Source organism: Streptomyces sp. HNM0645 (assembly GCF_030056615.1).
Classification (GTDB): Bacteria; Actinomycetota; Actinomycetes; order Streptomycetales; family Streptomycetaceae; genus Streptomyces; species Streptomyces marianii.
On sequence record NZ_JASHLT010000069.1, the window covers coordinates 17,618 to 29,143 of the forward strand.

Here is an 11,526-nt window from a genome sequence, read left to right on the forward strand (position 1 = left end):
GGGAGGCAGTGTGCAGGCGGAGGCGGGACGGGTGTCCGGATCGGTCCCCGACGGGGGGTTGCCGCGCGGGATACTGCGGTCCGAGACCCTGATCGTCCTGGCGCTCTCGCTGGGTGCCAGCGCGGTGTCGTCGCTCATCAGCTTCATCGGGGCGCTGACGAAGCCCGGCGGTCTCGCGGACCAGGCCGCGAACCTCAACAGCTCCTACGCGCCCGGCCGGCCGTGGCTCGACCTCGCGTGGCAGCTGTTCGGGATCGCGACGGCGCTGGTTCCCGTCGTCCTCGTCGGCCATCTGCTGCTCAGGGAGGGCGCCGGCGGGCTGAGGGCCGTCGGCTTCGACCGGACCAAGCCGTGGTCCGACCTGGGACGCGGTGCGCTGGTGGCGGCCGGTATCGGCAGTGCGGGGCTGGCGTTCTACCTGGTGGTCAGGGCAGCGGGGGCGAACCTCACAGTGGTTCCGGAGTCACTTCCCGACGTGTGGTGGAAGTACCCGGTCCTCATTCTCTCCGCGGTGCAGAACTCCGTCGTCGAGGAGGTCATCGTCGTCGGGTACCTGCTGCGGCGGCTGGACCAACTGGGCTGGAGCCCGGTCCGCGCCCTCGTCGCCAGCTCGGTGCTGCGCGGCTCGTACCACCTCTACCAGGGGATCGGCGGCTTCGTCGGCAACATGGTGATGGGCGTGGTCTTCGTCCTGCTGTACCGCCGCTGGGGCCGGGTGGGGCCGCTCGTGGCCGCCCACGCGCTTCTCGACATCGTCGCCTTCGTGGGCTATGGACTGCTGGCGGGGAAGGTGGGCTGGCTGCCCACGGCATGAGGTGTGCCGTGGCCGGCCGCGGCGCGAGGCGCGGAGCATGGCGCCGAGGGGCGTACGGCGGGAGAACCGTCGTACGCCCCTCCCGCACCCCCGGGGCGGGCCCCGGCTGCCGTGCCCGCGGCGGCCCCGTGACCGGCCGCGACCCGGTCAGGGGGCGACGAGCAGTTCGCCGTCGACGACGGTCACGGCGCTGCCGGTGAGCAGGACGCGGTCGCCGCGCAGCGCCGTCCGCACCAGGCCGGAGCGGGCGGAGGCCTGCAGCCCGGTCAGCTCCGGTCGGTCCAGCCGCGCCGACCAGAACGGCGCGAGGGCGGAGTGCGCACTGCCGGTGACGGGATCCTCGTCGATGCCGACGTTCGGGAAGAAGCAGCGCGAGACGTAGTCGTACCCCTCCCCCGGGTTCGCGGCCGCCGCCGTGGCGATGATCCCGCGCTGCGAGTGGGCGGCGAGTGCGCGGATGTCCGGGCGCAGACCGCGGACGGCCGCCTCGTCGCAGAGCTCGACCAGCAGATCGCCTATGTGGTCCGAGGTGTCCAGGACCGAGAGCGGAGCGGCTCCCAGCGCGTCGGCGATGCCGTCCGGAGCCTCTACCGGGGTCAGGGACGACACGGGGAGGTCCAGGGTGATCGAGCCGTCCTCGTGCACGGTCGTCGTCAGGATCCCGCAGCGCGCGGCGAAGCGCACGGTGCCGCTCGCGGTGCCGGTCCGGTGGAGGACGTGGGCCGTGGCGAGTGTCGCGTGCCCGCACATGTCCACCTCGGTGGCCGGTGTGAACCAGCGCAGCGCCCAGTCCGCCTCGCCGCCCTCGGGCAGCGGATGTGCGAAGGCCGTCTCGGAGAGGTTCATCTCCGTCGCCACGGCCTGGAGCCGGCCGTCGTCGGGGAAGGCGTCGGTGTCGAGCAGCAGGACCGCGGCGGGATTGCCCGCGAAGGGCCGGTCGGTGAAGGCGTCCACGATTCGAATCCGCATGGCGCCGACGGTAGGGCGCGGACGGCGCCGCAGGCCAAGGCCAATCCCGGTCATCTGGACCGCTCGGCGATTGTCAATCGAAGTATTCCGATATATCGTTGAACCATCGCGACAGATCGACGATAGAGGGAGCGTGTGATGCGTTCACATGGACACGGCTTCGGACCCGGCTCGGGACAGGGCGGTTGCGGGCCCGGTCATCACGGTCGTGGTGAGCACGAGGGGCGCCGTGCCGCCTTCGGCCCGTTCGGGCCGGGGTTCGGTGGCCCCCCGTGGGGCGGCGGTCGCGGCCGCGGCCGCGGGAGGGCTCGCCGCGGTGATGTGCGCGCCTCGATCCTGGCCCTGCTGAAGGACCGCCCGATGCACGGTTACGAGATGATCCAGGAGATCGGCGAGCGCAGCGGCGGGGCCTGGAAGCCCAGCCCCGGATCGGTGTACCCCACTCTTCAGCTCCTGGAGGACGAGGGGCTGATCACCAGCGAGAGCGACGGCGGCAAGAAGCTCTTCACGCTCACCGGGACGGGACGCGCCGAGGCCGAGACGGTTCCCGACGCGCCCTGGGAGGAGGCCGGCCGCGGGATCGACTGGGAAGCCATGAACGAGATCCGTCAGGCCGGATTCGGGCTCATGGAGGCCTTCGGTCAGGTCTGGAAGACGGGCACCCCGGATCAGCGGCAGAAGGCGATCTCGGTGATCAACGAGGCCCGCAAGAAGCTGTACCTGATCCTGGCCGACGAGGACTGAGTCCCGCCTGCGCCCGGCCGCCCGCCGGGCGCGCAGGAAGAGCCCCGTGAGGGGCCCTTCCTGCGCGCCTCCGGCCCGTCAGCTCACGAGCCCGCCCAGCTTGCGGAGTGATTCGTTGAGCGCGGCGGTCGCCGAGTCCCTGAGCTTGCCCGCCATCAGCGAGACGGCGGCGCCCGTGAACTCCCCGTCGATGCGAACGGTCGTCGCGCCGCCTTCCGGGGTGAGGGTGTAGCGGGTGCCGACGAGGACGCCCATCGGGCCCTTGCCCCTGATCGCGAGGACCCGCTCGGGCTCCAGTTCCTCCACCGTCCACTGCACCTCCGCCGGGAAGCCCATGAGCTTCATGCTCTCGGTGAAGTTCGCGCCGGTCTCGAGGGTCCCGGGAGCGCCCTGCGGGAAGCTCGTGTGGGTGGCGTTCCACCGGCCGTAGGAAGCGAAGTCCGTCAGTTGGGCCCACACCTTCGCGGCAGGTGCCCCGATGAGTGCGTCCGCGCTGACCTCGGCCATGACGACCACCCCTTCTCGTCGGGCTCGGTGGCCCCGGGTCCCGGTGCCGTCGGAACGTAGCCGCGCGGCCCGCAACATTCAATACTGATGGGCTGTCAGATCCGTTCGCCTCGCCGCCGATGCGCCGCGGTCTCCGAGGTCGGTGCCCGACGGTCTCCCGCCGGCGGGGGAGCGCCCGGAACCGTTCGTGAGGGTCGCGCCTCCTCCGCAAGGAGGAGGCGCGGCACGCGGTGCCCACCCTCCGCGGGATGCCCGAATGCTCCCATGCGGCGATGACCGGGGCCGTCCGCGGCTGATGGGGTGGGACCGTGCACTTCCCTGTCCCGCGCGTTCCCCAGCAGCCCGCTCCCGCCCCCACCGGGACCGACGCCGGACTCTACGAGGAACTGGCCCCGGTCGTCGCCGGCGTGCGCTGCGGGACGGTGACCGCCAGATCGACACGGCGCATCTGCTGCACTCCCTGGTCGAGTCCGAACCCGACGTGCGGGCGGCCTTCGGCGGCCCGGACCAGGTCGCCCGCGTCCTCGGCTATCTCGTGCAGCGCAGCATCGGGTACGGGCTGCGCTGGCAGGTGACGGTCGAGGACTCCGGCGCGGTCCCGGCGGTCCGGGACTCCGCGCGGACGGGCTGGTCGCCGTCGGCCGCCGCCGCCGTGCTGCGGGCGCGGGAGCGGGCAGCGGAGCGCGGGGAGCCCCGGCCCGGCGGCCTCGATCTGCTCGCCGGACTCGCCGCCGACCGCGACTCCAGGGCCGCGGAAGTCCTCGTGCGTGCGGGGGTCGACCCCGACCTGCTGGCCCGCCGGATCGGCTAACCGTCTCAACAGGTGCGACAGATGTGACGCTCCTGACTCGGGCTGCCATGATGTGCCGATGCACGCGTCTCGGGAAAGGAGCGCCGGGCTGGGACTCGCCCTGGCCTCGGCGTTCGCCTTCGGTGGTTCAGGTGTGGCGGCCAAGCCGCTCATCGAAGCGGGGCTCGACCCCCTGCATGTGGTGTGGCTGCGAGTGGCCGGTGCTGCCCTCGTCATGCTTCCCGTCGCCTGGCGCCACCGCGACCTGCTGATACGCAAGCCGGCGCTGCTCGCCGGATTCGGAATGCTCGCCGTCGCCGGTGTCCAGGCCTGCTACTTCGCCGCGATCTCCCGCATCCCCGTGGGCGTGGCGCTGCTCATCGAGTACCTGGCCCCCGCCCTCGTCCTCGCCTGGGTCCGCTTCGTCCAGCGCCGCCCGGTCACCCGCGCCGCCGCCGTCGGTGTCGTCCTCGCCGTCGGCGGACTCGCCTGCGTGGTCGAGGTCTGGTCCGGGCTCGGCTTCGACGCGATCGGCCTGCTGCTCGCCCTCGGGGCGGCTTGCTGCCAGGTCGGCTACTTCGTCCTCTCCGCCCAGGGCGCCGACGGCGACGACGCCGCCGATCCGCTCGGCGTCATCGCGTACGGACTGCTCGTCGGTGCGCTCGTGCTGACCGTCGTCGCCCGCCCGTGGGGGATGGACTGGCAGGTGCTCGGCGGCGGCGCCGCCCTGGCCGGCACGACCGTCCCGGCGGCGCTGCTGCTCGGCTGGATCGTCCTGATCGCCACGGTCGTCGCCTACGTCACCGGCGTCGTGTCCGTCCGCAGGCTCTCGCCGCAGGTCGCGGGAGTCGTCGCCTGCCTGGAGGCCGTGATCGCGACGATGCTGGCCTGGGTCCTGCTCGGCGAGCACCTCTCGGCGCCCCAGATCGCCGGCGGTGCCGTGGTGCTGGTGGGCGCTTTCATCGCCCAGTCCTCCACGCCGAAGGCCGCATCCGGACCGGTGGCAGGCGGCTCCGGCACCGTGTCCGGTGCTGCCGACGGCGACTTGGCTGCCGAGCGGGCTGCGGTCTAGGGTGGCGATCATGCATTCGACCGTCCTCCCGCCGCCCGCCGCGTAGCGCGGGCGGTTCTCCGCCGACGAAGACCGGGTCCGGGGTGTGGAGTCCCCCGGACGGTTCGTCGCTGCCCGCGTGTGGAGTCCAGCGGCCAACTGTCCTGTCTTCCGGCCCGTCGTGGGACGTGTTCCCCACCCTTCGGGGCGGGCCTCCGGGGCTTTCCCGGACACCCAGCACGGAGTACTTACGTGTCGAATCCATCTTCGGCTGCCGTCACCGGCCTGCCCGTCGGGCGCAGCCTGTTCTACCTCGTCGTGGCCGGTTTGGCCTGGGGGACCGCGGGGGCGGCCGCCTCACTGGTCTTCGAGGTCAGCGATCTGGGCCCGCTCGCCCTGTCCTTCTGGCGCTGCCTCGGCGGGCTGCTGCTGCTCGCGGGCGCGCTCGCGCTGCGCGGACGCCGGGCGGCGCGGAGCGGCGGCGCCGTCGCGGCCAGGCCCGAACCGCGCCGACGCAGGCTGCTGCGCATCCTCGGCACCGGCGTCGGTCTGACCGTCTTCCAGAGCTCCTACTTCGCCGCCGTCGAACAGACCGGGCTGGCGGTCGGCACGGTCGTCACCCTGGGCGCCGGGCCCGTACTGATCGCCCTCGGCGCCAGGATCACCATGGGGGAGCGGCTCGGGGGCGGCGGGATCGTCGCCGTCGCCGGAGCGCTGACCGGGCTCGTGGTGCTGGTCCTGGGCGGCGGGAGCGGCACGGTGCGGCCGGTGGGCGTGGCACTGGCGGTCGTCTCGGCGGCGGGCTACGCGGCCATCACCCTGCTGACCCGCTGGCTCGGCCGGGGCGGCGACGGTCCCGATCCCCTGTCGACGACGATGTGGACCTTCGTGGTCGGCGCCGTCGGGCTGCTGCCGGCAGCGCTCGTCGAGGGGCTCCTGCCGCACACCGCGGAGCCGCTGCGGGTGCTGGGCATGCTGGTGTACATCGCCGCCGTTCCGACGGCGCTCGCGTACGCGCTCTACTTCGCGGGAGCGGCGGTCGTCCGCGCCGCGACGGTGTCGGTGATCATGCTTCTGGAGCCGGTCAGCGCAGCGGTCCTGGCCGTGATGGCGCTGAACGAGCGGCTGACCTCGGCAACGGTGGCCGGGACGGTGGTCCTGCTCACGGCGGTGGTCGGGCTGGCCTGGCAGGAGTCCCGGCCGGCCGGGCGGCGCGGCGCCGTGGACGTGGCGGCCTGATCCTGCGGCCCCGTCGGCGCCGGTGACCACGACGAAGGGCGGAACCGTTGCCCGACGTGCCCGGTTCCGCCCGCCGTACCGCGGCCCGTTCGCCCGCCTCTCGGCGTCGGACCGTGTGACGCCCGCGGGCGTCACACGGTCCGGCCGGCCTCTCCGGAGGCCGGCCCCTACAGCGAGGACAGGTACGGGGGCAGGACCACCGACGGGTCCATGTCGTCCGCGGGGACCGGCACGCCATGGCCCCGGACCAGCGGGACGACGCCGGTCCAGTGCGGAAGCGCCAGGTCCTCCGGGTCGTCGTTCGGTCCGCCCGTCCGGACCTTGGCGGAGACCTCGTCCAGATCCAGCCGGAGCACGGCCGTCGCGGCGAGCTCCTTGGCGTTGGCCGGACGCGAGTCGGAGGAACGGCCGGGGACGACATGGTCGACGAGGGCGTCGAGAGCGGTGCGCTTCTCCTCCGGGTCGGTCACCTGGCGGGCGGTGCCGTGAACCACCACCGACCGGTAGTTGATCGAGTGGTGGAACGCCGAGCGGGCGAGCACCAGGCCGTCGACGTGCGTGACGGTCAGACAGACCTCCAGGCCGGGATCGGTCTGGCCGGCCATGCGCAGCGGACGGGATCCGGTCGAGCCGTGCACGTAGAGCACGTCGCCGACCCGGCCGTACAGCGTCGGCAGTACCACCGGTGCCCCGTCGCGCACGAAGCCGAGATGGCAGACGGAGGTCTCGTCGAGTATCGAGTGCACCAGTGCGCGGTCGTGGGACGCGCGCTCCCGCGCCCTGGTGGGGACGGTCCGGTCGGTGGACCGGTAGGTCGGCGTCTCCTGGGACGGTGCCATTGCGTTCTCCTGTTGCACTAGTGCATAATTCTGTTTGTGCTAGGAGAGTATCGGATCGAAGGGCGCGGCGCATCGGACATCGCGGCCAGCATCGAGCGAGGTGTCGGGTCGGGAGAGCTCCGCCCCGGCCAATCGCTGCCCCCCATGCGGGAGCTGGCGGCTTCCCTGGGGGTCAATCCGAACACCGTCGCGGCCGCCTACCGGACGCTGCGCGACCGCGGCGTGATCGAGACGGCCGGCCGCAGGGGCAGCCGTGTGCGTGAACGGCCGGCCAGTACGGCGCGCGGCTCGCTCACGATCGACGCCCCGCCCGGCGTACGGCAGATCTCCGAGGGCAACCCGGACGCCGCCCTGCTGCCCCCGCTCCACGACGCCTTCGCGGCCGCTGCACGCCATCACGACGCCCGGCCGGTGCTCTACGGGCAGGACGCCGTGGACCCCGAGTTGGCGCGGCTCGCCCGTGCCGGACTGGACGCGGACGGGGTGCCGGAGGGCCCGGTCGCCGTCACCTCCGGGTCGCTCGACGCCATCGAGCGGGTGCTTCACGCCCATCTCCGGCCCGGCGACGCCGTGGCCGTGGAGGACCCCGGCTGGGGGAGCCTGCTGGACCTGGTCCCGGCGCTCGGGTTGCGGCCGGTTCCGGTCGCCGTCGACGACGACGGTCCGCGCCCCGAGGACGTCGAGCGGGCGCTCGGCCGCGAGGCGAGGGCCCTGATCGTGACCGACCGGGCGCAGAACCCCACGGGTGCCGTCGTCTCCGCGTCCCGCGCCCGCGAACTCCGCGACGTGCTCGGCCGGTACCCGCGGACGCTGCTCGTCGAGGACGACCACGGCCATGCGATCGTCGGCGAGCCGCTGTGTCCCCTCGCCGGTGTCACGGACCACTGGGTGCTCGTACGGTCGGTGGCCAAGGCGTACGGTCCCGACCTCAGGCTCGCCGTGCTCACCGGAGACCGGGTGACCCTCGACCGGGTCCAGGGGCGGCAGCAACTCGGCCCGGGCTGGGTCAGCCGGCTGACCCAGCGCGCCGTCGTGGAGCTGTGGACCTCCGGGGCCGTCGACCCGCCGGCCGTCGCGGCCGCCTACGGCGAGCGGCGCGACGCGCTGCTGAGGGCCCTGGCGGAGCGCGGAGTCGAGGCTCGCGGCCGCAGCGGTATGAACGTGTGGGTGCCCGTGGCCGACGAGACGGGCACGGTGGCCCGGCTGCTGCACTCCGGCTGGGCCGTGGCGCCGGGTGCCCGCTTCCGCATCTCCTCACCGCCGGCGGTGCGACTCACCGTGTCGGGCCTGGCGGCCGACGACATCTCCGTGCTCGCCGACGCGGTGGCCCTGGCGGCCGGCCCCGTACGTCCGCGCAGCTACGGCTGAGCGGACGTACGGGGCCGGCCGGCCCGAGCGGCGACCGCCGGGACGGCGAGGTGCCCCGCAGGGCACCCGCGCACACGCCGGGCCGCGAGCACGCGGTCGCGGCCGGTCGCCGCGGCCGCTCCGCCCGGGCCCGTACGGGGTCACGACCGGTTCCGGCGCGTCCGTGCNCGCAGGGCACCCGCGCACACGCCGGGCCGCGAGCACGCGGTCGCGGCCGGTCGCCGCGGCCGCTCCGCCCGGGCCCGTACGGGGTCACGACCGGTTCCGGCGCGTCCGTGCCCGAGGCGGGCGGACACCCTTCCCCGCACGCCTCGGTCCGGACCCGTTCTGGGTGAGCGCGGCGCCCGCCAGCACGATCAGGGCGCCGACGGGAGTGTTCCAGCCCAGCTTCTCGTCGAGCAGCGTGACTCCCGCAGCAGTCGCGATGACCGGGATGAAGTACGTGACCATCGTCGCGGTCGTGGGTCCCACCTCGGCGACCAGTCCGTACTGCAGCAGCATGGCGAACCCGGTGCCCAGTGCGCCCAGGGCGACCACCGCGAGCAGCGGAACCACCGGGAACGAGCTCGGCAGTCTGGTGAACAGAGGTGTCACCACTGCCAGTTGGAGTGTCGCCAGCATCAGCTGCGCCCCCGTCAGGGACAGATGGGAACGGGACGAGCCGGCGAGCGTACGCCGGACGTAGATCCAGCCGACCGGGTAGCTCAGGGAGGCGAGCAGGGCCATCGCCGTGCCGCCGACGTCGAGCCCGGAGAAGCCCTGCCAGGCGCCCAGCACGGTGAGCACGCCGAGGAAACCGATGCCCAGGCCGGCGACACGTCGGCGGGTCGGCCGGTCCTCGGAGAGCGCCACCAGCGACAGCGCCATGCCCCACAGCGGGGACGTGGCGTTGCAGATCCCGGCCAGTGTCGAGGGGATGGTCAGCTCCGCATAGGCGAAGAGCGAGAAGGGCAGCGCGTTGAGGAAGAACGCCGCGACGGTCAGATGTGCCCAGGTGCGCACCCCGCGAGGCAGCCCCTCGCCCCGCACCGCCATGGCGGCGGCCAGCACGGCCGTACCGAAGAGCAGCCGGCCGAAGGTGACCTGGAACGGCGCGTAGCCCTCCGTGCCGACCTTGATGAGCAGAAAGCTGAAGCCCCAGATCAGGGCGAGCACGGCGAACCTCAGGCGCCAGCCGAAGGCCGGGTGGCCGCGCCCGGTGGAGGGCGGGGCCGCGGGGGGAGCGGGCGTGGCGGGGGCGGACGCGGATCCCGTGGCGGGCTCCGTGCGCGAGGGCGGCGTGGCGGTGGTCATGGGGTCCAGCCTGGAGCCCATGTCTTCTTAGAACAAGCGAGATTTCTTTCAGTTGTTTGATTAGCATTGCTTACATGTTGAACCTGGAGCGCCTACGGACCCTGGACGCCCTGGCCCGGCACGGTTCCGTCAGTGCCGCGGCCGACGGACTGCACGTCACGACCTCGGCCGTGTCCCAGCAGATGGCCAAACTGGAGCGCGAGGTGGGCCAGCAGCTGCTGGCCAGGAGCGGGCGCGGGGTGCGGCTCACGGACGCCGGACGCCTGCTCGCCGACCATGCCGCCCGCATTCTGTCGCAGGTCGAGCTGGCTCAGTCCGACATCGAGGCGCAGCGGGGCCAGGTGGTCGGCGAGGTGCGGCTCGGGGCGTTCCCGACGGCCGCCCGGGGCCTTTTCCCCGCGGCGCTCACCACCCTCCGCGCCAACCACCCCGACCTGCGGGTACGTACGAGCGAACTGGAACCGGAGTACGCCCTGCGCCAGGTGATCAGGGGCGATCTCGATCTGGCGGTGGCGCTGGACTGGAGCAACAAGCGGCTCCCCGTCCCGGGCGGGCTCACGCGCGAACCGCTGCTGGACGACGCCGCCGACGTGGCGATGCCCGCCGGTCACCCGCTCGCCGACCGAGCCGACGTGGATCTCGCGGACTTCGCCGACGACGACTGGGTCTCCTGGCCCGAGGGCGAGTTCTGTTACGAGTGGCTGGTGTTCACGCTGCGCGCCAGGGGAATCGAACCCCGCATCGTCCACCTCGCCGGCGAACACCACACCCAGCTGGCACTGATCGCGGCGGGCCTCGGTGTGTGCGTGACCCCGCGGCTGGGTCGGGGGCCGGTCCCCGACGGCGTCCGGCTCGTCCCGGTGCGGCAGAAGGTACGCCGGCACGTCTACGCGGTCTGGCGGACGGACGCCGACCGCCGGCCGTCGATCCGCGCGGCGCTCGCGGCGCTCCGGTCGGCCGCGGCGACGGCCTGACGCCGGCCGGGCAAGCGCAGGGCGCGTCTCCTCCGCGCGCGGGCCCCGCGTTGGCGCCCGCTTACGTCCCGCGGCCCAGAGGTCCAGGGGCGGCGTGCCACCTGCCGGACCGGCTCGTCGGCCGCCCCCGCCCCGCGCCGCCGCCCCTGCACCGTGCCCCGCGGCGCCGCAGGCCACGAAAGGGGCGCCCGGTTCAGAGCCCGCTCAGCTTGCGGAAGTCCCACGACGCGATCGCCTCCGGCGTCAGCCGGAGCCAGGCGTGCCGGCCGTCGTGCGGCATCGAGTCCAGTCCGAAGTTCTTCCGCGCGAACAACCGCTCGGCTACCTCGAGTTCCGGGCAGGGCTCGCCGGTGCGCGGGGCCTCGCCCACGAAGACGGCCGTCCCGGAGAGTTCCACGCCGCGCAGCTCGCCGTACTCCTCCCCGGCGTCCACCACGACCGCGATCCGCGGGTCACGGCGCAGTTCGGACCACCGCCGGCTGCGGGTGATCGAGTACAGCCACAGCGACGTACCGTCCCACGCGAACCACAGGGCACTGACGTGCGGCATGCCGTCGGGCGAGACCGTCGCCACCCGGCAGGTGCGCTGCTCGGCGAGGAAGGCGTCCAGTTCGGCGGGCGACATCATGATCCGCCGGCCCCTGCGCTGTGTGATGGCCATCGGCGGCCCCTCCTCCCGCGAGCCGGCGTTCCGCCGGCCGACCGGCTGATGTGGTGTCAGAAATGATGGGCGCTCTTCCCCTGTGAGGCAATGCCCGTTACCGTCGCGCGCCCGGGCACCCGGATCCCCGTTATGTTTTTCGCGGTCCTGCAAGAGGGCCGCTGGCCTCCGGGCCCGGCATGACTGTTGCCCCCTGTCGAACGGATGACCTGGGGGGTGGTGTCACCGGGTCCGAGGGGTGCCGTCGGAGACGCTGATGAGAGGTCCGACCACCGCC

At 73.4% G+C, this 11,526-nt stretch carries 11 protein-coding genes and 1 pseudogene; 7 read left to right on the plus strand and 5 right to left on the minus strand.

Translation table 11 applies throughout. The features are described from left to right. The first annotated feature begins 10 nt into the window (after nucleotides 1-10). On the plus strand, nucleotides 11-814 hold the full coding sequence (locus QMZ92_RS33090; protein ID WP_283301265.1) for a CPBP family intramembrane glutamic endopeptidase: 804 nt from the start codon (nucleotides 11-13) through the stop codon (nucleotides 812-814). A 147-nt stretch (nucleotides 815-961) separates the two neighbouring features. Here QMZ92_RS33090 and QMZ92_RS33095 read toward each other — a convergent pair whose 3' ends face one another. After that, nucleotides 962-1,783: a PhzF family phenazine biosynthesis protein gene (locus QMZ92_RS33095; protein WP_283301266.1), complete on the minus strand. Its 822-nt coding sequence runs from the start codon at nucleotides 1,781-1,783 to the stop codon at nucleotides 962-964. A 138-nt stretch (nucleotides 1,784-1,921) separates the two neighbouring features. Here QMZ92_RS33095 and QMZ92_RS33100 point away from each other — a divergent pair, with 138 nt between their 5' ends. Continuing rightward, on the plus strand, nucleotides 1,922-2,527 hold the full coding sequence (locus QMZ92_RS33100) for a PadR family transcriptional regulator (protein ID WP_283301267.1): 606 nt from the start codon (nucleotides 1,922-1,924) through the stop codon (nucleotides 2,525-2,527). Between the two features lie 78 nt (nucleotides 2,528-2,605). On the opposite strand, the gene QMZ92_RS33105 is transcribed toward QMZ92_RS33100, so the two are convergent. After that, nucleotides 2,606-3,034, minus strand: a complete 429-nt coding sequence (locus QMZ92_RS33105; protein WP_283301268.1) for a type II toxin-antitoxin system Rv0910 family toxin — start codon at nucleotides 3,032-3,034, stop codon at nucleotides 2,606-2,608. A 308-nt stretch (nucleotides 3,035-3,342) separates the two neighbouring features. Between QMZ92_RS33105 and QMZ92_RS33110 the strand changes: the two are divergent. The 3 genes and pseudogenes from QMZ92_RS33110 (at nucleotide 3,343) to QMZ92_RS33120 (ending at nucleotide 6,114) form a co-directional block, all read left to right on the plus strand. After that, nucleotides 3,343-3,845 (plus strand): annotated as a pseudogene (locus QMZ92_RS33110) (peptidase). A 58-nt stretch (nucleotides 3,846-3,903) separates the two neighbouring features. After that, nucleotides 3,904-4,896 (plus strand): EamA family transporter, encoded by a 993-nt coding sequence (locus QMZ92_RS33115; protein ID WP_283301269.1) that lies wholly within the window; start codon nucleotides 3,904-3,906, stop codon nucleotides 4,894-4,896. A 231-nt stretch (nucleotides 4,897-5,127) separates the two neighbouring features. Further along, on the plus strand, nucleotides 5,128-6,114 hold the full coding sequence (locus QMZ92_RS33120; protein ID WP_283301271.1) for a DMT family transporter: 987 nt from the start codon (nucleotides 5,128-5,130) through the stop codon (nucleotides 6,112-6,114). A gap of 167 nt (nucleotides 6,115-6,281) precedes the next feature. Here the strand turns inward: QMZ92_RS33120 and QMZ92_RS33125 are convergent, their stop codons facing one another. Beyond that, entirely contained in the window at nucleotides 6,282-6,953 is a 672-nt protein-coding gene (locus QMZ92_RS33125; RefSeq protein WP_283301272.1) for a pyridoxamine 5'-phosphate oxidase family protein, read from the minus strand. A 36-nt stretch (nucleotides 6,954-6,989) separates the two neighbouring features. On the opposite strand from QMZ92_RS33125, the gene QMZ92_RS33130 reads away from it, so the two are divergent. Beyond that, nucleotides 6,990-8,321, plus strand: coding sequence for an aminotransferase class I/II-fold pyridoxal phosphate-dependent enzyme (locus tag QMZ92_RS33130; protein WP_283301273.1), 1,332 nt, complete (start codon nucleotides 6,990-6,992; stop codon nucleotides 8,319-8,321). A gap of 252 nt (nucleotides 8,322-8,573) precedes the next feature. On the opposite strand, the gene QMZ92_RS33135 is transcribed toward QMZ92_RS33130, so the two are convergent. Beyond that, the gene (locus QMZ92_RS33135; protein WP_283301274.1) at nucleotides 8,574-9,614 is read right to left on the minus strand and encodes a DMT family transporter; all 1,041 of its coding nucleotides are present in this window, start codon (nucleotides 9,612-9,614) and stop codon (nucleotides 8,574-8,576) included. 74 nt (nucleotides 9,615-9,688) lie between these two features. Between QMZ92_RS33135 and QMZ92_RS33140 the strand changes: the two genes are divergently transcribed. Further along, a complete protein-coding gene (locus QMZ92_RS33140; RefSeq protein ID WP_283301275.1) occupies nucleotides 9,689-10,588 on the plus strand; it encodes a LysR family transcriptional regulator in 900 nt (299 codons plus the stop codon). Between the two features lie 193 nt (nucleotides 10,589-10,781). Here the strand turns inward: QMZ92_RS33140 and QMZ92_RS33145 are convergent, their stop codons facing one another. Beyond that, nucleotides 10,782-11,249, minus strand: coding sequence for a pyridoxamine 5'-phosphate oxidase family protein (locus QMZ92_RS33145; protein WP_283301276.1), 468 nt, complete (start codon nucleotides 11,247-11,249; stop codon nucleotides 10,782-10,784). Nucleotides 11,250-11,526 lie beyond the last annotated feature (277 nt).

Coding starts and splice junctions, on each gene's coding strand:
- QMZ92_RS33095 (WP_283301266.1), bottom strand. CDS start 1,783: ATGCGGATTCGAATCGTGGACGCCTTCACCGACCGGCCCTTCGCGGGC.
- QMZ92_RS33100 (WP_283301267.1), top strand. CDS start 1,922: ATGCGTTCACATGGACACGGCTTCGGACCCGGCTCGGGACAGGGCGGT.
- QMZ92_RS33105 (WP_283301268.1), bottom strand. CDS start 3,034: ATGGCCGAGGTCAGCGCGGACGCACTCATCGGGGCACCTGCCGCGAAG.
- QMZ92_RS33115 (WP_283301269.1), top strand. CDS start 3,904: ATGCACGCGTCTCGGGAAAGGAGCGCCGGGCTGGGACTCGCCCTGGCC.
- QMZ92_RS33125 (WP_283301272.1), bottom strand. CDS start 6,953: ATGGCACCGTCCCAGGAGACGCCGACCTACCGGTCCACCGACCGGACC.
- QMZ92_RS33135 (WP_283301274.1), bottom strand. CDS start 9,614: ATGACCACCGCCACGCCGCCCTCGCGCACGGAGCCCGCCACGGGATCC.
- QMZ92_RS33140 (WP_283301275.1), top strand. CDS start 9,689: ATGTTGAACCTGGAGCGCCTACGGACCCTGGACGCCCTGGCCCGGCAC.
- QMZ92_RS33145 (WP_283301276.1), bottom strand. CDS start 11,249: ATGGCCATCACACAGCGCAGGGGCCGGCGGATCATGATGTCGCCCGCC.